Source organism: Microbacterium sp. YJN-G (assembly GCF_015040615.1).
Classification (GTDB): domain Bacteria; phylum Actinomycetota; class Actinomycetes; order Actinomycetales; family Microbacteriaceae; genus Microbacterium.
Map to the genome: position 1 here is coordinate 249,153 of NZ_CP060402.1, position 21,384 is coordinate 270,536.

General features: G+C 69.5%; 24 protein-coding genes. 18 read left to right on the top strand and 6 right to left on the bottom strand.

The genetic code is table 11. The features are described from left to right. The 13 genes from H7694_RS01115 (at position 1) to H7694_RS01175 (ending at position 11,915) form a co-directional block, all read left to right on the top strand. Entirely contained in the window at positions 1–4,512 is a 4,512-nt protein-coding gene (locus H7694_RS01115; protein ID WP_193597763.1) for an FtsK/SpoIIIE domain-containing protein, read from the top strand. Between the two features lie 101 nt (positions 4,513–4,613). Next, positions 4,614–4,901 (top strand): WXG100 family type VII secretion target, encoded by a 288-nt coding sequence (locus tag H7694_RS01120; protein ID WP_193597764.1) that lies wholly within the window; start codon positions 4,614–4,616, stop codon positions 4,899–4,901. A gap of 84 nt (positions 4,902–4,985) precedes the next feature. Next, positions 4,986–5,321, top strand: a complete 336-nt coding sequence (locus tag H7694_RS01125; protein WP_193597765.1) for a hypothetical protein — start codon at positions 4,986–4,988, stop codon at positions 5,319–5,321. Further along, the gene (locus tag H7694_RS01130; protein ID WP_193597766.1) at positions 5,321–6,643 is read left to right on the top strand and encodes a hypothetical protein; all 1,323 of its coding nucleotides are present in this window, start codon (positions 5,321–5,323) and stop codon (positions 6,641–6,643) included. The genes H7694_RS01125 and H7694_RS01130 overlap by 1 nt, the downstream gene beginning before the upstream one ends. A 31-nt stretch (positions 6,644–6,674) precedes the next feature. Beyond that, complete coding sequence (locus H7694_RS01135) at positions 6,675–7,136, top strand: hypothetical protein (protein ID WP_193597767.1); 462 nt, start codon at positions 6,675–6,677, stop codon at positions 7,134–7,136. Then, positions 7,133–7,717, top strand: coding sequence for a hypothetical protein (locus tag H7694_RS01140; RefSeq protein ID WP_193597768.1), 585 nt, complete (start codon positions 7,133–7,135; stop codon positions 7,715–7,717). The genes H7694_RS01135 and H7694_RS01140 overlap by 4 nt, the downstream gene beginning before the upstream one ends. Beyond that, a complete protein-coding gene (locus H7694_RS01145) occupies positions 7,708–8,259 on the top strand; it encodes a hypothetical protein (protein WP_193597769.1) in 552 nt (183 codons plus the stop codon). The genes H7694_RS01140 and H7694_RS01145 overlap by 10 nt, the downstream gene beginning before the upstream one ends. A 101-nt stretch (positions 8,260–8,360) precedes the next feature. Next, on the top strand, positions 8,361–8,648 hold the full coding sequence (locus tag H7694_RS01150; protein ID WP_193597764.1) for a WXG100 family type VII secretion target: 288 nt from the start codon (positions 8,361–8,363) through the stop codon (positions 8,646–8,648). 67 nt (positions 8,649–8,715) lie between these two features. Continuing rightward, entirely contained in the window at positions 8,716–8,928 is a 213-nt protein-coding gene (locus H7694_RS01155) for a hypothetical protein (RefSeq protein WP_193597770.1), read from the top strand. Beyond that, positions 8,925–9,206: a hypothetical protein gene (locus tag H7694_RS01160; RefSeq protein WP_193597771.1), complete on the top strand. Its 282-nt coding sequence runs from the start codon at positions 8,925–8,927 to the stop codon at positions 9,204–9,206. The genes H7694_RS01155 and H7694_RS01160 overlap by 4 nt, the downstream gene beginning before the upstream one ends. Further along, a complete protein-coding gene (locus H7694_RS01165; protein ID WP_193597772.1) occupies positions 9,203–10,768 on the top strand; it encodes a hypothetical protein in 1,566 nt (521 codons plus the stop codon). The genes H7694_RS01160 and H7694_RS01165 overlap by 4 nt, the downstream gene beginning before the upstream one ends. A gap of 2 nt (positions 10,769–10,770) precedes the next feature. Next, the gene (locus H7694_RS01170; RefSeq protein WP_193597773.1) at positions 10,771–11,259 is read left to right on the top strand and encodes a hypothetical protein; all 489 of its coding nucleotides are present in this window, start codon (positions 10,771–10,773) and stop codon (positions 11,257–11,259) included. Continuing rightward, on the top strand, positions 11,256–11,915 hold the full coding sequence (locus tag H7694_RS01175) for a hypothetical protein (protein WP_193597774.1): 660 nt from the start codon (positions 11,256–11,258) through the stop codon (positions 11,913–11,915). The genes H7694_RS01170 and H7694_RS01175 overlap by 4 nt, the downstream gene beginning before the upstream one ends. A gap of 67 nt (positions 11,916–11,982) precedes the next feature. Here H7694_RS01175 and H7694_RS01180 read toward each other — a convergent pair whose 3' ends face one another. Together H7694_RS01180 and H7694_RS01185 are read right to left on the bottom strand one after the other, a co-directional pair. Next, positions 11,983–12,447: a recombinase family protein gene (locus H7694_RS01180; protein WP_193597775.1), complete on the bottom strand. Its 465-nt coding sequence runs from the start codon at positions 12,445–12,447 to the stop codon at positions 11,983–11,985. Positions 12,448–12,504: 57 nt separating this feature from the next. Then, a complete protein-coding gene (locus tag H7694_RS01185; RefSeq protein WP_193597776.1) occupies positions 12,505–13,494 on the bottom strand; it encodes a malate dehydrogenase in 990 nt (329 codons plus the stop codon). A 106-nt stretch (positions 13,495–13,600) separates the two neighbouring features. Between H7694_RS01185 and H7694_RS01190 the strand changes: the two genes are divergently transcribed. After that, entirely contained in the window at positions 13,601–13,975 is a 375-nt protein-coding gene (locus H7694_RS01190) for a hypothetical protein (protein ID WP_193597777.1), read from the top strand. On the opposite strand, the gene H7694_RS01195 is transcribed toward H7694_RS01190, so the two are convergent. Further along, a complete protein-coding gene (locus tag H7694_RS01195; protein WP_193597519.1) occupies positions 13,954–15,012 on the bottom strand; it encodes an IS110 family transposase in 1,059 nt (352 codons plus the stop codon). The genes H7694_RS01190 and H7694_RS01195 overlap by 22 nt on opposite strands. A 118-nt stretch (positions 15,013–15,130) precedes the next feature. Here H7694_RS01195 and H7694_RS01200 point away from each other — a divergent pair, with 118 nt between their 5' ends. Together H7694_RS01200 and pip are read left to right on the top strand one after the other, a co-directional pair. Further along, complete coding sequence (locus tag H7694_RS01200) at positions 15,131–15,781, top strand: neutral zinc metallopeptidase (protein WP_193597778.1); 651 nt, start codon at positions 15,131–15,133, stop codon at positions 15,779–15,781. Positions 15,782–15,912: 131 nt separating this feature from the next. Continuing rightward, a complete protein-coding gene (gene pip / locus H7694_RS01205) occupies positions 15,913–16,878 on the top strand; it encodes a prolyl aminopeptidase (protein ID WP_193597779.1) in 966 nt (321 codons plus the stop codon). 127 nt (positions 16,879–17,005) lie between these two features. Here pip and H7694_RS01210 read toward each other — a convergent pair whose 3' ends face one another. Both H7694_RS01210 and H7694_RS01215 read right to left on the bottom strand, forming a co-directional pair. Continuing rightward, positions 17,006–18,868, bottom strand: a complete 1,863-nt coding sequence (locus H7694_RS01210) for an aldehyde dehydrogenase family protein (protein ID WP_227468222.1) — start codon at positions 18,866–18,868, stop codon at positions 17,006–17,008. 58 nt (positions 18,869–18,926) lie between these two features. Then, entirely contained in the window at positions 18,927–19,187 is a 261-nt protein-coding gene (locus H7694_RS01215; RefSeq protein ID WP_193597780.1) for a glutaredoxin family protein, read from the bottom strand. Positions 19,188–19,322: 135 nt separating this feature from the next. On the opposite strand from H7694_RS01215, the gene H7694_RS01220 reads away from it, so the two are divergent. Continuing rightward, entirely contained in the window at positions 19,323–20,507 is a 1,185-nt protein-coding gene (locus H7694_RS01220) for a glycosyltransferase (RefSeq protein WP_227468223.1), read from the top strand. A gap of 137 nt (positions 20,508–20,644) precedes the next feature. Further along, complete coding sequence (locus tag H7694_RS01225; RefSeq protein ID WP_193597782.1) at positions 20,645–20,902, top strand: DUF6458 family protein; 258 nt, start codon at positions 20,645–20,647, stop codon at positions 20,900–20,902. Between the two features lie 214 nt (positions 20,903–21,116). On the opposite strand, the gene H7694_RS01230 is transcribed toward H7694_RS01225, so the two are convergent. Continuing rightward, on the bottom strand, positions 21,117–21,374 hold the full coding sequence (locus H7694_RS01230) for a hypothetical protein (protein WP_193597783.1): 258 nt from the start codon (positions 21,372–21,374) through the stop codon (positions 21,117–21,119). Between the last annotated feature and the right edge of the window lie 10 nt (positions 21,375–21,384).

Below are 21,384 nucleotides of genomic sequence, written 5' to 3' on the forward strand. Positions count from 1 at the left end.
ATGAGGGTCAAGCTCACCCTGCACCGCCCGTCCGCCCCGCGCACCGACATCGTCGTGATGGCGGATTCGACGGCCACGGTCGCTGACGTCGCCCGGCAGATCGCCACCACCGACCCGCTGCGCAGCACCATCGCGCACCCGTCAGACGTGCTCAGCCTGTCGGTCGCCCCGCCGACCAGCGACGACCTGGTGACACTCAATCCAGACCTGCTGATCGGCGACGCGCCGGTCGGCTCGGGCTTCCTCGCCGAGGTCGTCAACCTCGGCCCGAACCGCGCGGCGACGACCCCGATCGCCGCCCGGCCGGCGGCACTGCTCACGGTCGTCTCCGGGCCCGCCGCAGGCCAGGAGTTCCCCCTCCCGGTCGGGCACTTCTTCATCGGCCGCGACGCCGCCGCCGACGTCGTGCTCGCCGACCCTCTCGTCTCGAAGCGGCACGCCCGCATCGAGATCGCGCCGACGTTCGTCGAGATCGTCGACCTCAACTCGGCCAACGGCATCCTCGTCGACGGCGGTCTCGTGCAGCGATTGCGCGTGATCCCCGGCCAGAGCTTCACGATCGGCGACTGCGAGCTGGTGGTGCACCTGGTCAGCGACTTCGACGGCTCGGCCGCCGCCGACCCCGTGCTCGAGCGCGGTGGTGCGCTGCTGTTCAACCGCAGCCCGCGGGTCGAGGAGCGTTACGTCGGCGACGAGCTCAAGGAGCCGCGCTACCCGAAGGATCAGGTCGAGCGTCTCTTCCCGTGGCCGATGCTCGTCGCGCCGATCCTGCTGGGTGCGGCCATGTTCTTCATGTTCGACAACCCGCGGTCGCTGCTGATCATGGTGATGTCGCCGATGATGATGTTCGGCAACTTCATCTCGCAGCGTACGAACATCGGCCAGCGTCTGCACAAGGAGGTCGCCTCGTTCGAGGAGCAGTTCGAACGACTCGAGGAGCGGCTGTATCACGCCGAGCCGCGCGAGCGGGAGGTGCGTCAGGCCGAGGTGCCCGCCGTGGCCATCGTGTTCGATGAGGCGATGCGGCTGGGGCCGCTGCTGTGGACCCGGCGCCCCGAGCACTGGAACTTCCTCGCCGTACGGCTGGGCACCTGCGCCGACGAGTCCCGCACGATCATCAAGCGCGGCGAGTCCGCCGACGCCCTCGCGGAGTACGTCGAGCGCGTCGACCGGCTCGAGGAGCGGTACCGGATGATCGACGACGTCCCGATCCTCGAGTCGCTGCAGAGCTCCGGGTCGATCGGTGTAGCCGGGCCCACCTCGCTGGCCAGCGACGCCCTGCGGGGACTGGCCGTGCAGCTGTTCGGCATGCACTCCCCGAACGAACTCGTCACGGTCGCCCTCACCGAACCCGGCTGGGCCAACGAGCTGGACTGGCTCAAGTGGCTGCCGCACACCTCCAGCGAACGCAATCCGTTCAAGGACGTGCCGCTGGCGGACTCCGCCTCGACGGGTACGGCACTGCTGAGCGGACTGGAGGAGCTGGTCATGCGCCGTGCGAAGGCGGCGAGCTCCCCACGTCCGCCGTACGGTGACGACTGGGACCCGATGCTCTACGGCACCGACGTCAAGCGCGCCGCCGAGGAGTCGAGCTTCAGCGGTCAGACCGCGGTGCTGGTGATCATCACCAACGACGCGCCCGTCGATCGCGCCCGCCTCACCCAGATCCTCGAGCGCGGCGCCGATGTCGGCGTCTACGGGCTGTTCGTCGCCCCCGTCGTCGAGGCGCTGCCCGCCGCCTGCCGCAGCTTCGTCGACGTCACGAACGGGCTCGAGCACTCCCGGGTCGGCACGGTGCGCAGCGGCGTCGACTACGACGATGTGCGCGTGGAGGGCGTCTCGCACGCGTACATGACGATGTTCGCCAAGCGCCTCGCGCCGGTCGTCGACTCGAGTACGGTCGTCGAGGACTCCTCCGACATCCCGAACTCCGTCATGTTCCTGTCGCTCGTCGGCGGCGAGGTCGCCTCCGACCCCACGGCCGTGATCGACAGGTGGCGACAGAACAACACGATCATCGACCGATCAGGCACCCCGCAGCCGCGCCTGAAGAAGGCCGGCAACCTGCGCGCGATCATCGGGCAGGCCAAGACGGATGCCATGACCCTCGACCTGCGCACCCAGGGCCCGCACGCCCTGGTGGGCGGCACGACCGGCGCGGGCAAGAGCGAGTTCCTGCAGGCGTGGGTGCTCGGCATGGCGGCGGCGCACAGCCCCGACCGCGTGACCTTCCTGTTCGTCGACTACAAGGGCGGCTCGGCGTTCGCCGACTGCGTCGACCTGCCGCACACCGTGGGCCTGGTCACCGACCTGAGCCCGCACCTCGTGCGCCGCGCCCTCACCAGCCTGCGGGCCGAGCTGCACCACCGCGAGCATCTCTTCAACCGCAAGAAGGCCAAGGACCTGCTCGAGCTCGAGAAGCGCCGAGACCCCGACACACCCCCCGCGCTCGTGCTCGTGATCGACGAGTTCGCGGCGCTCGCCGGCGAGGTGCCGGAGTTCGTCGACGGCGTCGTCGACATCGCTCAGCGCGGTCGTTCCCTCGGCATCCACCTGATCATGGCCACCCAGCGGCCCGCCGGCGTCATCAAGGACAACCTGCGTGCCAACACCAACCTGCGGGTCGCACTGCGCATGGCCGACGAGTCCGATTCCAAGGACGTCGTCGACGATCCGGTCGCGGCATCCTTCCCGCCCTCGATCCCGGGGCGCGGCATCGCCAAGACCGGGCCGGGGCGGCTCGTGCCGTTCCAGTCGGCGTACGCCGGCGGATGGACGACCGACGAGGTGCAGGCCGCCGAGGTGAAGGTCGCCGAGCTGCGCTTCGGTTCCACCCAGCTGTGGGAGGCCGAGCAGGCGCCCGAGTCCGACTCGCACGATGAGGATCTCGGCCCCACCGACCAGAAGCGCATCGTGGCGACGCTCGTGAAGGCCGCCGCCGTGGCGAGCATCCCCGCGCCTCGGCGCCCCTGGCTCGACGACCTCGAGCAGGCCGTCGACCTGCGCGATCTGCCACTGCTCGGCGACGGGCAGATCCTGCTCGGCAAGATGGACGTGCCGGCCCGGCAGCTGCAGGAGCCCACCTACTTCGTCGCCGACCGGGACGGCTCGCTGCTGGTCTACGGCACCAGCGGATCGGGCAAGTCCACCGTGCTGCGCACCCTCGCCATCTCGGCCGGGCACGACCCGCGCTCGGCCGTCGAGGTGTACGGACTCGACTTCGGATCGGGTGCGCTGCGCAGCCTCGAGATCCTGCCCCACGTCGGATCGATCATCGCCGGCGACGACGCGGAGCGCGTGCAGCGCATCCTCCGCTCGCTGGCCCGCGTGCTCGACGACCGCGGCAAGAGGTTCAGCGCCGCCAACGCCGCGAGCCTCACCGAGTACCGGGAGATCACCGGTCGTGACGAGCCGCGCATCCTGCTGCTGATCGACGGGTTCCCGCAGTTCCGTGCGGACTGGGAGTCGACCACGGCGCGGATGCCGTTCTATCAGACCTTCATGCGCATCCTCGGCGAGGGGCGGCCGCTCGGCGTGCACGTCGTCGCGACCGCAGACCGGTCCGGATCGGTGCCGACCGCGGTCAGCGCGAACGTGTCGCGCCGCGTGGTGCTGCGTCTGGCCGACGAGTCGGGCTACGCGACGCTGAACGCACCCAAGGACGTGCTCGACGAGCGCTCGGCGCCCGGCCGTGCGATCGTCGACGGGCTCGAGACGCAGATCGCGACCCTCGGCGGCACGCCCAACGTGGCAGAGCAGACCAAGCTGCTCGAGAAGCTCGCGGCCGACCTGCGCGCCGCCGGTGCTCGCGAGGTGGCCGAGATCGGCGCACTGCCCACGCGGCTCGCGGTGCGCGACCTTCCCGATCGCGTGGGAGAGTTCCCCGTGCTCGGCGTCGCCGAGGACACGCTGTCGGCACGCGACTTCGACCCGGTGGGCACGTTCGTGGTCGCAGGCCCGCCGCTGTCGGGCAAGACCAACGCGCTCAAGGCCATGATCACCTCGATGCGCCGCTTCGACCCCGAGGTCAAGCTGTTCCACTTCGGCGGCCGCCGGGCGCAGCTGAAGGACTGGGCCGACTGGACCCGCAGCGCCGTCACCCCCGACGATGCGAAGGAACTCGCCAAGGAGATCGCCGAGCTCGCCGCCGACGACTCGGTGCCGGTGCGCCTGATGATCGTCGTCGAGGACGTGCCTCAGTTCGCCGACGGACCGGCCGAGCGCGACATGAAGGCGCTGTTCCAGACGATCAACCGCAGCGACCACCTGCTGATCGGCGACGCCGACGTCACGCAGGTCACCAGCGGCTTCGGGTTCATCGGCGACTTCAAGGCCGGCCGCAAGGGCATCATCCTCAAGCCCGACTCCTTCGACGGTGACGCCGTGTTCAAGGTGCCGTTCCCGAAGGTCAAGCGCACCGACTTCCCCGAGGGGCGAGGCATCTTCGTGCAGGCCGGCCGTCAGGTGACCGTGCAGCTGCCGCTGGTCGAGGGGGATCGGTTGGGCGTCTGATGGGGACATGTGCCCATCGCACGTGGTTGGTGGGTGTTGTTAGTTTGGTGGTGTCGGGCCGGGGTGGTCCGGTCCAGTCGATTTAGCGGAGGTGGGGGACGATGGCCGATTTCGGTGCGTCTTATGCGGAGATGGAGCAGGTGGCGTCGTCGCTGTCGCAGGCTCGTGATGACATCCAGGGTCAGCTCGATGTGCTCAAGAGCCAGGTTGACACGCTGCTGGGTGAGGACTTCAAGACGCAGCACGCGTCGGGCAAGTTCGGTGAGGGTTACGAGGAGCTGACGACGGGTCTGAAGGGTGCCGTGGATGGCATCAACGACATGTCGGAGTCGCTGCTGGGCATGATGCGCGCGATCCAGGACCTGGATCAGCAGCTCGCCGGCGGCTGAGCACCGCCAGCACCCACGCGAAGGGGATCTCGTGGCCGAGGGGCGGCCGACCAGCCGTCCCTCGACACCTGATGGGGGAAACACATGGACATCATGCTCGACCGTCCGCGCCTCCGAGAGGCGCTGGCAGGGCTCGACGCCGCGATCGGCGCATTCGACGACGCCGCCGCGATCAACAACGATCTAGAGGACGCGGTCGACCGCCCGGACGACCGCACCTCGCTGCGAGACAAGGTCGGCGACTTCGAGTCTGCATGGAATCGAAAGCGCGACAAGCTGAGCGAGGATCTCGGCTCCATCCGCGACCAGCTGAAGTCGATCGTCGACAACTGGGACAAGTGGGACACCGAGACCGCCGCCGAGCTCGAGAGCGCAGGCTCTGAGCAGACCACCGGCGCGCAGATCGCAAGGATCCAGTGATGCGCTCGCCCAACACGAACGTCGAACTGCGTCAGCTCGCCGGATCCGCTTCGCAGATCTGGAACCGCGGTGACGAGTGGGTCGAGCTCGGCGGTCAGATGAGCGAAACCGCGCGAGAGCTCACGGCGATCGGCGACTCCTCCGTGCACAAGAGCAAGGGCACCGACAAGCTCGCCGAGATGGCATCCGAGACCGCCGTCGACCTGTCGGCAGCGGCCGTGCGCTACACCGACACGGGCAAGGCGCTGCGGATCTACGCCGACGCCCTCGAGAAGGCGCAGAACTGGATCCGGGCGAACGAGGACGCGGTCCGCGATGCAGAGACCGGGTTTCAGACCGCGCAGACCGCACAGGAGGACGCAGTCGGACGGCAGCGGTCGATCGAGCGTGTGATGCCCTGGGAGGACGAGCCCGAACAGGGCGACCTCGACGCCGCGGCGTCCGATGTCTCCGCCGCCGCCGCGGCACTCGGCACCGCCAGGCAGCATCGCGACGAGATGTGGACCGCCTTCGACGACACGTTCGAGACCTGGTCCGACGCCTACGACGAAGCCGTCGATTCGATCGAGAAGGCGTACGAGACCGCCGGCAACAACGACGGGTTCTGGGAGTTCGTCGACGCGGCGCTGGATGTGCTCGCCGTCGTACTGCTGGTGCTCTCCGTGATCGCCCTGATCATCGGCGCACCGCTGACCGGGCTGCTCGCCGGGATCATCCTCGCGCTGTCGGTCGTGGTGCTGGCGCTGAACGCTCTCAAGTTCGCCTTCGGACGCGCCACGCTGGGCGACGTGGCCCTGGCAGCGCTCGGGCTCGTGCCCTTCGGGATCGGAAAGGTCCTGTCCCGCGGCGTGCCCACACTCAGCGCCGCGATGAGCTCGGGCCGGGGCGCTGTGGTCGGTGCGATCCGCGGAGGGCTGCCTTCGGCGGTCAGCCGTTTCAGCATCCCGTTCACGCCCTTCCGCGTGCCGGTCTTCAACCCGCTCCGCGCGGTCGGCAACGCCTGGACCTGGCTCCGCGCCCCCGCCACCGCGCGTGCGGCGCTTCCGGCGCCGAGCATGTTCGTCAACCCGATCCGGTCCATCCCCCTGGGCGGCACCGAGGCGGTGCAGGTGCAGACCTTCCTGCAGACGATGCGCAACTCGCAGTGGGCGACCAACCCGGGTGTGCAGCAGGTGATATCGAGCACCTCGAGGGCGATGCCCGGTCTTCCCACCCAGATTCTCAACACGGGACTGTGGGCGGGGTTCACCGCCAACGACATCGCACAGCTGGCGGGCTGGTCTCCTCACATCCCGGTGCTGTCAGACGTGAAGGTAGGCTGAGATGGTGCAGGCGCTTCCCCACGAATCAGTCGTGCGAATCCGGCTTCGTCAGATCGTCGTGCTCACCGCGCTGGTGCAGCCGGCGCTGCTGATCCTCTTCCTCGTCGCGTCGCTCATCTGGACGGGCGGGCAGGTGCTGCGGGATCAGTCCGCGCCGTACGACCAGCTCGCACCGTTCCCGGTGTTCCCGGTGCCGGGCTGGCTGCTGGTGGTCCTCGCCGTGCTGCTCGTCGTGGCGACGACGGCATACAGCATCGGCGCCCAGATGCTCGACGCGCGCAACGTCGTCGGCATGCTCGGGCCCGTCGTCGCATCCTCCGTCGCGGCGCTCTTCTTCCTCGTGGCCCGTACCGTCGCGGGCGACCCCAGCCTCGTGATCGCGTTCATCGTGAATCTGCTGGCGCTGGTGCCGCTCGTGATCGTCCTGATCCGGTTCGTCCCGGAGTACGAGCGCAGGCGGAAGGACGATGAGCTGCCCGAGGGGTATGTGTGACGGATCCGTCCGCACAGGCCGATCCGCGGGGTTTCTCGATCATGATGCCGACCGGATGGAGCCGGTATCGGGTGGATGCTGAGGGTCGGGCCGCGTTCCAGGGCAAGGCTGTCGCCCGGATGAAAGCGCTCGGTCGTCCCGACCTCGACGTGCAGCTGCGTCTGCTCATCTCCGAGCAGTGGAAGCAGCTCGAGCGCACGCGGGCGTTCGCCGTCTATCTGCCCGACGAGGAGACCAGTGAGTGGAGGCCGCCGGTCTCGATCGCAGCTCGCAAGATCGCCGGCGTCGAAGGGACCGACTTCGACTCCGAGGTGCGACGCCGCTTCGACGTCGTGCCGGAGCGGATCGCGACGCCGCTCGGCGACGTGCTCCGGTGGCGGACCGCGCACAGCGGATCCGGTGAGCTCGCCGAGGTGCGCACTGTCACCCTCGGCTACGGCTTCGCCGCACCGGTTCCCGAGCCGCGGCTCGGTCTCGTCTTCGTCGCGGTGCTGCCGCATCCGGTGGATGCCGATCCGGAGGTCATCGAGGGCAGCGTGGAACTGGTCGACACGATCATGGAGACCTTCCGATGGCGGTGAACGCACTCTCGATCGACACGCTCGACGCCTGGCTGCCGATCCCTCTCGCCTTCCCGGAGGGGCCGTGGCGCGACGCCGACGACTGGTCGGACCAGGTGGCGACCGTCCTGCCGCGCGGCACCGGCCGTGCTCAGTTCGCACAGGCGCTGCGCGAACTGCAGGCCGTCGTGCCGCCGCTCCCCGGCGCGCAGGCGCGCATGCTGTGGCTGGGTGAGCTCGAGAGACCCCAGCTCGCCCACGTGTACGTCAGCCCCGGCTCAGACGAGGTCGACGACCTGACTGCGCTGGCCGATGCCGGACTCGGCTTCTTCGTCCAGACCGTCACGCGAACCGATGTCGAGGGCTACGACCGCGCCATCCACGCGGTGCTCACCGGCGACGAGCAGGAACCGGTCGTCAGCGCACGGTGGATCGGCGACCAGAGCGGGATGCTCGTGGTCGTCGACCTGGTGACGTTCGAACCCGGGATGCTGGCGCTGGCGGCGGACGATCTGCGTGACCTTTTCCAGGCAGTGCGCCTCGTCACGGCCCCGCCGGACTGATGGGGAGTTGTGCCCATCGCACGTGGTTGGTGGGTGTTGTTAGTTTGGTGGTGTCGGGCCGGGGTGGTCCGGTCCAGTCGATTTAGCGGAGGTGGGGGACGATGGCCGATTTCGGTGCGTCTTATGCGGAGATGGAGCAGGTGGCGTCGTCGCTGTCGCAGGCTCGTGATGACATTCAGGGTCAGCTCGATGTGCTCAAGAGCCAGGTTGACACGCTGCTGGGTGAGGACTTCAAGACGCAGCACGCGTCGGGCAAGTTCGGTGAGGGTTATGAGGAGCTGACGACGGGTCTGAAGGGTGCCGTGGATGGCATCAACGACATGTCGGAGTCGCTGCTGGGCATGATGCGCGCGATCCAGGACCTGGATCAGCAGCTCGCCGGCGGCTGAGCACGCCGTTCCCCGCACAGGGGAACTCCCGAAGAGGGGCCGGCCGTCGGCCGGCCCCTCTTCGCGCATGATCGGCATCACGGAGGGGGATACCGTGTCGGAAGAGGGACTGCGCGCCGCGCTGGACGCGCTGCACGTGCGGATACCGCAGTCGATGGCGGATGCTGCGGCGCTGCGCGCCGAGGTCCAGGCCGTCGACCGCGAAGTGGGCGAGCTGATCGGGCGCGCGAAGGCGCGCGCAGCCGCATTGGAAGGCGTCGCCGGCGGAGGCGGGTCATGAGCGATGTGAGGATCGACCTCGACGGCCTGGCGGCCACGGCATCCCGAGCCCGATCGCTGGCCTCCGACTTCGACGGAGCCGAGCGCATCGCCGACGATCTCGGGGCCCTCACCGGACACGGCGGACTGTCAGGCCGCATCGAGGACTTCGGCGGCAAGTGGGACGTGGCGCGTGAGGATCTGCGCGACAGCCTGACTTCGCTCGCCGACTTCATGCAGGCGATCGTCGACACCTTCCGCGACCTCGACCAGACGATGGCGGACGGGGGAGAAGGATGAGCGTCCTTCCCGGCGAACCCGCCGAACTCACCGAACGGGCGTCGGGCCTGGTCGCCTCGGCACGCGTCATCCTCAGCGTGATCCAAGACCTGCGCGCGATCGAACGCGACGACGAGGGCGAATCGGTCCGCGCGCTCTACGAGCAGAACGAGCAGGTCGCCGGCGACCTGAGCCGCATCCATCCCCGGTATGAGGGCACCGCCGACGCCGTCGTCGAGTACGCGGTGGAACTCACCAGGGCACATGCCGACGCCGAGGCCGCGCAGGACGATCTCGAGGCGGCGATCGCCCGGCGCGACACGGCCGATCAGGGCGTGCGCGAGGCACGGGATGCCGTGGACGCGGCCGACGCTCCCGAACCCTCGCTGCTGGACAGCCTGTCGGCCGCCCGCGGTGCGGCCACGAGGGCGCAGGACGACGTCGACGACGCGCGCGCCCGGATCGAACGCGCCCGCGCCGACATGGAGGAGGCGGCCGAGCGGGCGATGAGCCGCATCGACTCGGCGATCGACGCCACCAACGAGGGGTGGCTCGACACCGTCGGCGAGTTCTTCTCCGACATCGGCGACTTCCTGGCCGGAATCGGCGAATGGATCGGCGACTTCCTCGCCGGCGTGGTCGACCTGATCCAGCGGGTGCTCGGCACCATCGTCGCGATCCTCGGCGCGCTCGTCGTGCTGCTGCTCATCGTCGCGATCGGAGCGCTGTTCGGGACGATCGGTCTCATCATCGGCGCCGTCGTCGCCACCGTGCTTGCGGCTTTCCTCATCTGGAGCGTGCTCTCGGACGTGCTCGCGGATACACCGCAGGTGAGCGGCACCGATCCGTACGCGGATGTCAGCAGGAACCGGATCCCCGAGCATCCGAACCTCGCGACCGTGCTGAACGGCACCGCAGAGGTCGACAGACTCGGCGGCGAGACCGAGTCGGTGGTCAAGATCACCAAGGTGCTCGGGCCCGACGGCTGGTACCACACGGTCACCCTGCCGAGCACCCAGGAGTGGCTGTCGCGGTTCGGTGACCAGGGTGCCGTGAACGACCTCGACAGCAATCTGGCGCTGATGCTCACCCCGGCGCTCCGGACGCAGTACGAACGTGCGGTGCTGCAGGCCATGGAGCAGGCCGGCATCAGCCCGGACGACCCGGTCATGCTCGTCGGCTTCAGCCAGGGCGGGATCATGGCCGGTCACCTCGCGTCGTACAACTCGGACTACAACTGGCAGGCCGTGGTCGTCTCGGGTGCGCCGATCGATCACATGCCGGTGCCGGACTCGGTCGACGTCGTCTCGGTGCAGCACAACGGCGACCCCGTGCCGCGGCTGGATGCCGTCGCGGGCGACTTCGACAGCGTCTCGCACGGACCGAACTGGACGACGATCCGTGTCGACCCGCCCAACCCTGATCCGGTCCTCGGCGTCGATGCCGGTGCGCACAACGCCCTGGAGTACTCGCAGACGTATCAGCAGCATCTCGGGGACGTGCAGGCGAACCATCCCGGTCTGCAGAACTTCTTCAACGAGGATGGGTACACGGACGTGTCGTACTACCAGTGGAGCGAGTGAGCGTGGCGCAGAGAAGAACGAGCCGGCGGGGACTGCTCGCCGTCATCCTGACGGGCACGCTCCTCAGCGGAGGGCTGGCCGGATGCGGCATCCTGCCGCAGACCCCGGAGAAGACGGAGGAGACGACGGTGGATTACGGAGTCGTGGCGGATGCCGTGCCGGCGGCGGCGCCGAGGGTCGTGGCGGTGGAGGATCCGGTGCAGTGGCGCAATGGCTTCGGGCATGGGCTCGAGCTGTCGCTCGTGACCGATTCGGCGGAGCCGTTCACGGCCGACGAGCTGGATGCCGTCGTCGAGGCGGTGTGGCGGACGCTGCCGTGGGAGCCCAACGCGATCGTGCTGACGGCAGGCGTCGAAGACGGGGGAGATCCCGTCGACCTGCGAGCAGCGGCGGCCGAGCTCGAGGAGCTGGGTGTCACCGACTCCGGCCAGGGCGGGGTCAGCCTGACGGGCATGGACGCCCGCTACGGCGCCTGGACGGCGCCGGAGTGACCGGACGGGAACTGCGCTTCCGGCTGCCCGGGCGCTGGTTCGCCGTCGATCTGTCCGGCGAGGATGCCACTGCCGCGTCGATCCGCCGGATCGCGAAGGATGCCGTCGGTGCGGCCGATGACCGCGCCGTGGAACGCGCACGCATCCGGCGCGGCTTGCAGGATGCCGTCGCCGCCGGAGCCGGCGGCGACGTGCGGGCCCTCATGTGCTCCACCGAGATCGCCGCGGGGGCGCCGCTGCCCGTGACCCTGCTGGTCTTCGAACCGGCAGGGCTGCGGATGAGCCCGGCGATCGGCACCGCGCCGGAGACGGTGCTGAAGGTCATGGCCGAGGGGCTGAAGCAGCTCGACCCCGCCGCGCACGCGACGATGGTCGAGGTGCGCGGACCAGGGATCCCCGCGCTGCGCACGCACCGCGTGGAGCCCGTGCAGGACGACACGGAGGCGGACGGGACTCTGCGGCTGATCGCCGACTACTGGATTCCCATTCCCGGTAGCAAGCAGTTGCTGGTGGTGCGGCTCTCGACGCCCCTCGGCGAGCTGGAGAACATGATGTGCGCGCTGTTCGACGAGTTCATCGCCGTCTCGTACTTCAGCGACGCCAAGGGGTCGTCACTGCGCGACGACCTGCTGGCCGGAGGTGCCGGGGCGCGCTGATTCCAGCGCACGGCGTGGTCAGCGGCGCGGTCTGCGGTGTGGTCAGCGGCGTGGTCTGCAGGTGCCGTCAGCGCCCGGCGTCGGCGAGGTGCCTTGCGTGGTGTCCGAGCACCTTGACCATGATCCCGCGGCGGCGCAGCTCGGCGACCGTGCGGGTCTCCTCGTCGAGGTCGCGGCCGAGCGCGTGCACGTTCGCGACGACGAGGACGTCGCCGCGCTGCAGCGTCTCGATCAGGCGTGCCAGCCGGTCGCCCCAGGTCTCGAGGATCTCGGGCGCCGGATGACGGAACCCCTCGATCGGCACGCCGAACCGGGCCAGATCATCACGCTGCTGCGTGACCGACGGCATCCCCTCGCGAGCTACGACCAACCCGACGAGCCGCGCGCCCTCCGGGCGGGCCGACCACCAGTCGTGGTCGCTGTCCGACAGGCACTGCGGGCAGGAGGCGGCGGCATGCGGCAGGGTCAGCGGGCTCGTGAGAGCCGCCTCCAGTCCGGCATCCCCGGCATTCGCGTTCGTCACATCGGTCATGAACCGCACCTCCGCGATCCATTCTGCCCGAGTCGGCGATGTACCGCCCCTGCCGGCTCACAGCATCCCAAGAGCAAGCACCGTCTCGCGCTCCTCGACCAGCTCCGCGACCGAGGCGTCGACGCGGGCCCGCGCCCAGTCGTCCAGCTCCAGACCCTCGACGATCTCCCACCGGCCGTCGATGGATCGCACGGGGAAGGAGCAGATCAGCCCCTCGGGAACGCCGTACTCGCCGTGCGAGACCACGCCGGCGCTCGTCCAGTCATCGGTGCCTGTCACCCAGTCGCGGGTGTGCTCGATCGTCGCGTTCGCGGCGGATGCCACCGACGACGACCCGCGCACCTCGATGATCTCGGCGCCGCGTTTCGCGACGCGCGGGATGAACGTCTGCTCCTGCCAGGCGCGCACGTCGCCGACCCGCTCCGCGAGCGCGTCGGCGAGCGGGACCCCGTCGAGCGTGGCGTGCGAGATGTCGGGGAACTGCGTCGCCGAGTGGTTGCCCCAGATCGGCACGCGGCGGACGCTCGCGGCCGGCGCATCCACGGCGAGGGCGAGCTGCGCCCGGGCGCGGTTCTCGTCGAGGCGCGTCAGCGCCGTGAACCGCTCGGCGGGCACGCCGCCGGCGGCGGATGCGGCGATGAGCGCGTTGGTGTTGGCGGGGTTACCCACGACCGTGACGCGGATGTCGGATGCTGCGTGCGCGGCGATCGCCGCGCCCTGCGGGCCGAAGATCCCGGCGTTCGCGGCGAGCAGGTCGCCGCGCTCCATGCCTGGGCCACGGGGACGGGCGCCGACGAGCAGTGCGATGTTCGCGCCGTCGAACGCGACGGCGGGATCGTCGGTGACCTCCACGTGCTCGAGCAGCGAGAACGCGCCGTCCTGCAACTCGAGCGCGGCGCCCTCGGCGGCCTTGAGGCCCTGCGGGATCTCCAGCAGCCGCAGCCGCACCGGCTCGTCGGGCCCCAGCATGTCGCCCGCCGCGATGCGGAACAGCAGCGCGTAGCCGATCTGTCCCCCTGCCCCCGTGATCGTGATCGTCGTCGCCATGTCTCCAGGCTATGCCCGACGGGTCGCTGGGCGGGCGCCGAGCGCGGCATCCGTTCCGATGTCAAGACCACCGTGCGCGGTGCGCCGGCGGGGGTACCGTTTCTCCATGACCTTCAATCCGAACGCCGACATCTCGGGCAACACCACCCGTCGCCGTGGTCGCGGAGCTGCGATCGCCGGCGGCGGCATCGGTGTGGTCGGCATCCTGGCCCTGCTCATCGGACCCATGCTGGGGATCGACCTCTCCGGTCTCGTCGGCGGCGTGCCCGGCGGCGGAGGCCAGCCGGTCGCGACCGGCCCGAACACGCTCAGCGAATGCGACACCGGCGCGGACGCCAATGCGAACGACGACTGCCGCATGGCCGGCGCGGAGGTCATGCTCAACGCCTACTGGGAGGATCACGTCGACGGCTATGTCGCGCCGACGATGACCGTGGTGGAGGGATGCTCCTATGGATGTCAAGTCCGGATCAGGGTGTAGTAGATCTCTCGGGCGATGAGGCGTTTGAGGCAACGGATGATGTCTTTCTTGGTGAGGCCTTCTTCGGTGCGTCGGCGTGCGTAGGCCTGGGTTCTCGGATCCCAGCGCAGACGGCAGAGGACGATGCGGTAGAGGGCCGCGTTCGCTTGTCGATCGCCGCCGCGATTGAGTCGGTGTCGGTGGGTCTTCCCGGACGATGCGGGGATCGGAGCGGCCCCGCAGAGCATCGCGAACGCGGCCTCGGAGCGGAGACGGTCGACGTTCTCCCCTGCAGTAACGAGCAGCTGCCCGGCGACGTCAGCACCGACGCCGTTCAGCTCCAGCAGGGCGGGGTTGATCGCGGTGACGAGGGGTTCGATGATCGCGTCGAGTTCGACGATCTCCTCGACCAGCGAGGCGTGCCGTCGCGCCAGCGCGCGTAGGGCGATCTTCGTCGCCTGCTCAGGCTCGCCCGCACGGGCCGTGTCGGGGCGTAGCGCCGCGCAGGTGCACAGCAGCTCCCGATCCGAGAGGTGCCGAAGACGCTCGCGGAGCTCGTCGGGTGCAGTGACCAGCAGGGTCTTGATGCGCCGGGTGCAATCAGCGCGCTGGTCGACCGCACTCCGTCGCGCGACACGCAGATTTCGGAGCGCTTCGACCTTCCCGGTGCGGTCTTTTGGAACTCCGGTGCGGACCCGAGCCAGCCCTGCACGGGCTGCAGCCTCCGCATCCAGCGGGTCGGACTTCCCCGCGAACCGACGGGCCTTCCGGTCAGGCCGGTCGATCTCCAACAGATCAACCCCAGCACCGCGCAGATACCGGGCAAGCCCGGCACCGTATGCGCCGGTGCCCTCGATCGCTGCCAGCAGCACGACCCCGAACGCCACGGCCCAGCTCAGCAGCGCCGCATACCCAGTCATGTCAGCAGGGAATTGCTGGCAACCCAGCAGCCGGCCAGTCGTATCGATCACCGCGGCCGTATGCGTGTCCCCGTGGGTATCGACTCCGACAGTTACCTCGATCTGGTCATCTTCGACTTCTCGTGCGATGGTGGTCATCGCCGTTCCTCTCACTCAATCGGACAGAACGGCACGCACCGCCGAGAGCGAGTGGACAAGACAGTGATGGGTGCCTGCTGGCACAGGCTCCTATGAGGTCACAACCCTCGCACGGTGAGTGCAAGGCAGCCCCGCAGCGAACGACCGACAGATCCCGTTCAAGACCCGAAGTCAGTCAGACGCAGAGTCAGGACGACCGCTGCGGGGCTCCCACCACCATCATCACTGTCAGACGCCTACGCAGTGCGGCACGGCATCCAACGCCGTCGGACCGTTCTACTGCCCGCCCGAGCAGGGTGTGTACATCGACCCCGACTTCTTCCAGATCATGCGCCAGCAGTTCGGCGCCTCGGCCGAGGAGCTTGCGCAGCTGTACATCGTCGGGCACGAGTGGGGTCACCACATCCAGAACATCACCGGCGTGATGGAGCAGTACCCGAACAACGGCACCGGGCCCGAGAGCAACGGCGTGCGCATGGAGCTGCAGGCCGACTGCTACGCAGGCGCGTGGCTGGGGGACGCCGCCGAGCTGCGCGACCCCAACGGGCAGCCCTACCTGCAGGCGCCGACGGAGGAGCAGCTGGCGGATGCCGTGAATGCGGCGTACACCGTCGGTGACGATCACATCCAGAAGGAATCGGGTGGGTTCGTCAGCCCCGAGAGCTTCACGCACGGCACGAGCGAACAGCGTAAGTACTGGTTCGCGAACGGGTACCGGAACGGGCTCGGGGTCTGCGACACCTTCGCGCTGCCCGGCGACGAGCTGTAACCGCTCGAGGCGTCGCGGCAGGTCGGCATCCGGGACACGCGCGACGAGCGGTCGCGCGCGCCGCCCGACCCGTATACCGCTTTCGGGATACGGTGAATGGGCCCTGAAGCGTGCGTGACCGGGAGAGAAACATGGAGCCGGACGGACTGTATCCGCCGATCGAACCGTACGAGACGGGCGACCTGCTCGTCGGCGACGGCAACCGCATCCACTGGGAGCAGAGCGGCAACCCCGACGGCAAGCCCGTCGTCTTCCTGCACGGCGGGCCGGGCGGCGGCACCGCGCCGTGGCATCGGCGTTTCTTCGACCCCGAGGTGTACCGCATCGTGCTGTTCGATCAGCGCGGATGCGGGCGCAGCACCCCGCACGCCAGCGACCCCGCGGCCGACCTGCGTTTCAACACCACCTGGCACCTCGTGGCCGACATCGAGCTGCTGCGCAAGAACCTCGGCATCCAGACCTGGCAGGTCTTCGGCGGATCCTGGGGCAGTACCCTCGCCCTCGCCTACGCCCAGTCGCATCCCGCGGTCGTCAGCGAACTCGTGCTGCGGGGCATCTTCACGCTGCGCCGGCACGAGCTGGAGTGGTTCTACGAGGGCGGTGCCGGGGCGCTGTTCCCCGATCTGTGGGCCGACTACGAGGCCGTCATCCCGCCGCTCGAGCGGGGTCGGATGATCGAGGCGTATCACCGGCGGCTGTTCGATCCCGACCCCGAGGTGCACGTGCCCGCGGCGGTCGCGTGGACCAGGTGGGAGGCGTCGACCGTCACCCTGCGCCCCGACCCCGAGCATGTCGCGGAGGCGACCGACCCGCGGCACGCCACCGCCTTCGCGCGCATCGAGAACCACTACTTCCTCAACTGCGGCTGGCTCGACGAGGGGCAGCTCATCGACGGGGTGGGCATCATCCGCGACATCCCGACTGTGATCGTGCAGGGCCGGTACGACGTGTGCACGCCGATGATGACGGCCTGGGATCTGCACACCGCCTGGCCGGAGGCCGAGCTCGTGATCGTCGACGACGCCGGCCACTCGGCGGCCGAACCCGGCATCGCCCGCGCGCTGCGCACCGCGACCGACCGCTTCGCCTCCCTCTGACCCCCTCCCCTTCCGCCGAAACCCCTCGTGGTTGACGAGACCCCTCGTGATTTGCGCGAATCATGAGGGGTCTCGGCACTGGTGAGGGGTTTCGGCGTCAGTAGGTGACGGGGTGAGACTGAGGGAGTCAGGCGCGGAGCGCCTGCAGCAGGATGCGGATGAGGGTCAGGATGCCGCCGCGGGTGCGGAAGCGCGTCATCCCCTCGCCGACGGCGGCGCTCGTGCGCGCCGAGACGAACCACGGCGGCTTCGGCAGGATCGAGAACTTCGACCGGCTCTGGGATCGAGGATGCAGCAGGCGCCCGGGGATCCACCGCGGGAACGGGCGGAACGGCCCGCGCATGATCGAACGCTCCACGCGATCGAGTAGCAGGGCGTTGTGCACGACACCGATGCCGCTGCCGACATCGTCGACCGTGCTCCCCGGGTAGGCGCCCCAGCTCAGCGTCGGAACGGTGAACCCGACGCCGGTCCACGTGTTGATCGCGATGGCCCCGTAGCGCAGCTCGGCGATCGCGCGCTCGAGCCCGCTGCCCAGCTCGCGCTCGGTCACCGGGTCGATGAGCAGGTTCGCACCCAGCGTGCCGTGCAGCCGCTCGTTGGCGTACGCGACAGCGGCATCCAGGAACTCCTGCCCGGTGCCGGGCACCTCGACCACTCCGAGCACGGGAGCGAAGTACTCGGTCGACTGCAGGGCCGCGGCATCCGTGTCTTCGTCGATCTCGACCAGCATCCGATCGGCGAGCACGAGCGCGTCCGGGTAGTCCGCCGCAGCCTGGCCCATGCGCCCCGGCGACCCGGGGTACCAGACGGGCCGCTCGGTCGCCCCGGCGTAGGCACGGCGCAGGGCCGTGCGGAACTGCTCGGCCTGCGGCCAGTCGGGAGAGAGGATGACGACCTGCCCGGCGACGCAGTTGTGTCCGCTGTTCTGCAGGCGCATGGTCGCGATGTGCTCGGCCTGGAAGGTGAGATCGGCGTCGGTCCACGCACCGGGAACGACGATGATCGGCGAGACGCCGCCGAGCTCGGCGGTGATCGGCTTGGTCAGCAGCGGCCGGTTCTCACGGCGACGATGCGCGGTCGCCTCGGCCTGAGCTCCGGTCGACGGACCCCACACGATCGTGTCGAACGTGGCCGCGGAACCGGTGATGTGCACGTGGACGAGATCGCGATGTCCGGTCAGATACGCGCCGACCTGCGGCCCGCCGCGCACGATGCGCAGGAACCCCGGCTCGATCAGCGGAGCCAGCGCGCGCTCGTACACCGGCACCAGAGCATCCTGGGTCGGATTGACCTTCAACAGCGCGACGCGGTTGTGTGCGAGCAGCTCGTACAGCACGTCGAGCACGGGGATCGAGGTGACGTTGCCTGCTCCGAGCACGAGTCCGACCTCACTCGGCCCGTCGGGAACGCGCTGGGCGAGACCGGCCGACTCCCGGGCCGTGCGCGGAGTGACACCCGGCTCGAGCCACACCTCGCCGTGGAACCCCGACAGCAGGAACCGGTCGATGGTGGTGAGCGGGAAGGCGTCGATGCGGGTGCGACCGCCGGGTGCGCGACGGGTGCTGACACCGTCGAGGGGGCTGCCGCCGCTCGCGAGCCTGTCGAGGCTGGTGGCGTACGAGTCGAGCGCGAAGAGCACGGAGTACGGCCCGCTCAGCCACTCCTCACCGCGCAGCGGGTGGCCGGGCCGCAGGCCCTTGGAGTCGGCGGCGGTGTTCGCCCAGTCGGCCATCGCCGCGACGACGGTGGTGCGCACCGCCCGCAGCAGGGTCGCGCGCTGCGCGACGGTGAGGTGCGACCACGTGCGCGCACCGCGCTGAAGCGCGGCGATGTCGGCGTCGAGCGCGTCGAGCGCGTCGCGCGTGGCGTCGTCGAGAGCGTCCGGGGCGCCGGTTGCGTCGGCGGCGGATGCTGCGCCGGGGGTGGATGCCGTGCCCTGCCGGCCGGCATCCGTCATTGCCATCTGCACGAACGCGTCGTCGGTCATCGTCGTCTCCTCACCGGTCGGCCTCAGCGTACCCGGCGCGGCGAGGCGCGGCGGGGCGTCAGATGAGGGAGAGCTCGCGGAGCTTGGCCTCGACGTCGGCGTTCGACGGCTCGACGTGGTGGCTGGTGTCGGGGTAGACCACGACCGGAATGTTCGTGCGGCCCGAGATCTCCTTGGCGACATCGGCCGCGGCCGGGTCGGCGACGAGGTCGATGTAGGTGTACGGGACGCCCAGCTCGTCGAGCTGCTTCTTGGTGCGACGGCAGTCGCCGCACCAGTCGGCGCCGAACATCGTGATGATCTCGGATGCAGAAGTCATGTATCAAGCCTACGGGCGCCACGGTGTACGGGCGCCGGGCCCTTCGAGAGCCTCAGGGAACCAGCCCGTACTCGGCGTCCAGCGAAAGATGGCACGATGGTTCCCGCGTCGCTTGTTCCGGATCGAGGGGAGCACATGAGCGTCCCCGTCACCGTGATCGTCCCGACGTTCAACGAGCGCGACAACATCGCCGAGCTCGTCGCGCGCACCGCCGCCGCGCTCGCCGGGTCGCCCGCCGAGATCCTCTTCGTCGACGACAGCTCCGACGACACCATGGACGAGATCGCCCGCGTCGCGGCATCCGCACCGCTGCCGGTGCGCGGCATCCACCGCGACCGCAACACCGGCGGCCTCAGCGGCGCCGTCGTCCTCGGCCTCGCCGAGGCCTCGCACGACGTCTGCATCGTCATGGACGGCGACCTGCAGCATCCGCCCGAACTGCTCCCCGCGCTGCTGGCGCGGTACGAGGAGGGGGATGCCGATGTCGTCGCAGCGTCCCGCTACATCGGCGGCGGTGACTCCGCAGGACTCGGCACCGTGATGCGCTTCGGCGTCTCGAAGGCCGCCACGGCGATCACGAAGGCGATGTTCCTGCGCCGGCTGTGGCGCAGCACCGACCCGATGACCGGATTCTTCCTGGTCGACCGGTCACGCGTCGAGGTGAACACGCTGCGCCCGCAGGGGTTCAAGATCCTGCTCGAGATCCTCGTGCGCGGCGGCGAGCGCCACGACCTGCGCATCGCCGAAGTGCCGCTCGAGTTCGGCACCCGGAGGCATGGCACGTCGAAGGCGAGCCTTCGGCAGGGTGCGACCTTCCTCGCCCACCTGGCACGGCTGCGGTTCGGCAAGATGGGGCTGTTCGCGGTGATCGGCGGCATCGGCGCCGTCGCGAACATCGGCATCATGTGGGCGCTCACCCACCTCGGCATGGACTACGTGCTGGCCGCCGTCATCGGCGCGGCCGCCACGATCATCGGCAACTTCGTGCTGCAGGAGCTGTTCGTCTTCCGCGAGGAGCGTCACCTCGCCTCCCGGCTGTGGGTGCGCTTCGCGTCATCCGTGTCGTTCAACGGCGTCGAGGCGGCCCTGCGCATCCCGGTGATGGCATTCATGGTCGAGACCTGGCACATCTCCAGCGTGATCGCCACAGCGATCTCGCTGGTGGTCGCCTTCCTCGCCCGGTTCCTGTTCCACGCGCTGGTCGTCTACGCCCCGCGCAGACAGCGAGCGGATGCCGCGGGCGAGCCGCCCGTCGACACGGCCGCGCTGCGCATCGCCCGCGCGATCGACGCCGAGGCGATGCGCCCCGGCGAACTCTGACCCGCCCGAAACGCTGCTCAACCGCGCCCCGATCTGCGCACCCGTTGTCAACCCCCTTCTGGCATACCGTCGTCTCGGCCAGCCTGATGAGTGCGCGACGACCGCCCGGACGTCGCCGGAACGGAAGGGAACATGCCATGAGCATCGGTACCGGAATCGTCCTGTTCGTGATCGGCGCGATCCTCGCTTTCGCCCTCAACGTGCAGGTGGAATGGGCGAACCTGCAGATGATCGGCTACATCCTGATGGCCGCCGGAGTGCTGGCCGTCCTGATCGGCGTCATCCTGATGGCCCGCCGTCGCCGCACAGACGTCATCACGCGCACGGAGGCCACGCCCGACGGCAACGTCTCGCGTCGCTCGACGCGTGCTCCCGGCGACGACGAGGTGCTCTGAGCCCTCGCGCTGAGCTGACACCAGTCGAGGCCGGCCGGATCGCTCTGCGGTCCGGCCGGCTCTCTGCGTCTGGGATGACAGCGGATGCAGTGATGCCGACGGATGCCGTGGGCGCGATGCCGACGGATGCCCTCGGCCAGCGGCTGCGGCCGCCGGGCGGATGCCGTCTGTCAGACGGCCGCGACCGCCCGGCGACGCCGGCGGCGCGCCCGCGTCACGCCAGCGCGGACGCGGGTTCCGATGCCGTCGCCGGCTCGGCATCCATCAGTGCCTGCAGCGCATCCGTCCTCGTGGCGAACCGTTCGGGCAGCGGCACCGGCCGGAACCACCGCACCTCCACGTGACCGTCGTGCTCGATGATGCACGCGACGAGCCGATGGGTGTCCTCGGGGTCGAGGGCGGTGTCGATGATCACCCAGTCATCGGGTGACATCTGCAGCAGCGCGAAACGGTTTGGGTCGTCGACCGACATGGCAGCCTCC

Coding starts and splice junctions, on each gene's coding strand:
- H7694_RS01190 (WP_193597777.1), top strand. CDS start 13,601: ATGACCTTCAATCCGAACGCCGACATCTCGGGCAACACCACCCGTCGC.
- H7694_RS01215 (WP_193597780.1), bottom strand. CDS start 19,187: ATGACTTCTGCATCCGAGATCATCACGATGTTCGGCGCCGACTGGTGC.
- H7694_RS01185 (WP_193597776.1), bottom strand. CDS start 13,494: ATGGCGACGACGATCACGATCACGGGGGCAGGGGGACAGATCGGCTAC.
- H7694_RS01230 (WP_193597783.1), bottom strand. CDS start 21,374: ATGTCGGTCGACGACCCAAACCGTTTCGCGCTGCTGCAGATGTCACCC.
- H7694_RS01125 (WP_193597765.1), top strand. CDS start 4,986: ATGGACATCATGCTCGACCGTCCGCGCCTCCGAGAGGCGCTGGCAGGG.
- H7694_RS01120 (WP_193597764.1), top strand. CDS start 4,614: ATGGCCGATTTCGGTGCGTCTTATGCGGAGATGGAGCAGGTGGCGTCG.
- H7694_RS01155 (WP_193597770.1), top strand. CDS start 8,716: ATGATCGGCATCACGGAGGGGGATACCGTGTCGGAAGAGGGACTGCGC.
- H7694_RS01165 (WP_193597772.1), top strand. CDS start 9,203: ATGAGCGTCCTTCCCGGCGAACCCGCCGAACTCACCGAACGGGCGTCG.
- H7694_RS01160 (WP_193597771.1), top strand. CDS start 8,925: ATGAGCGATGTGAGGATCGACCTCGACGGCCTGGCGGCCACGGCATCC.
- H7694_RS01225 (WP_193597782.1), top strand. CDS start 20,645: ATGAGCATCGGTACCGGAATCGTCCTGTTCGTGATCGGCGCGATCCTC.
- H7694_RS01220 (WP_227468223.1), top strand. CDS start 19,323: ATGAGCGTCCCCGTCACCGTGATCGTCCCGACGTTCAACGAGCGCGAC.
- H7694_RS01180 (WP_193597775.1), bottom strand. CDS start 12,447: ATGACCGATGTGACGAACGCGAATGCCGGGGATGCCGGACTGGAGGCG.
- H7694_RS01195 (WP_193597519.1), bottom strand. CDS start 15,012: ATGACCACCATCGCACGAGAAGTCGAAGATGACCAGATCGAGGTAACT.
- H7694_RS01150 (WP_193597764.1), top strand. CDS start 8,361: ATGGCCGATTTCGGTGCGTCTTATGCGGAGATGGAGCAGGTGGCGTCG.
- H7694_RS01145 (WP_193597769.1), top strand. CDS start 7,708: ATGGCGGTGAACGCACTCTCGATCGACACGCTCGACGCCTGGCTGCCG.
- pip (WP_193597779.1), top strand. CDS start 15,913: ATGGAGCCGGACGGACTGTATCCGCCGATCGAACCGTACGAGACGGGC.
- H7694_RS01210 (WP_227468222.1), bottom strand. CDS start 18,868: ATGACCGACGACGCGTTCGTGCAGATGGCAATGACGGATGCCGGCCGG.
- H7694_RS01130 (WP_193597766.1), top strand. CDS start 5,321: ATGCGCTCGCCCAACACGAACGTCGAACTGCGTCAGCTCGCCGGATCC.
- H7694_RS01115 (WP_193597763.1), top strand. CDS start 1: ATGAGGGTCAAGCTCACCCTGCACCGCCCGTCCGCCCCGCGCACCGAC.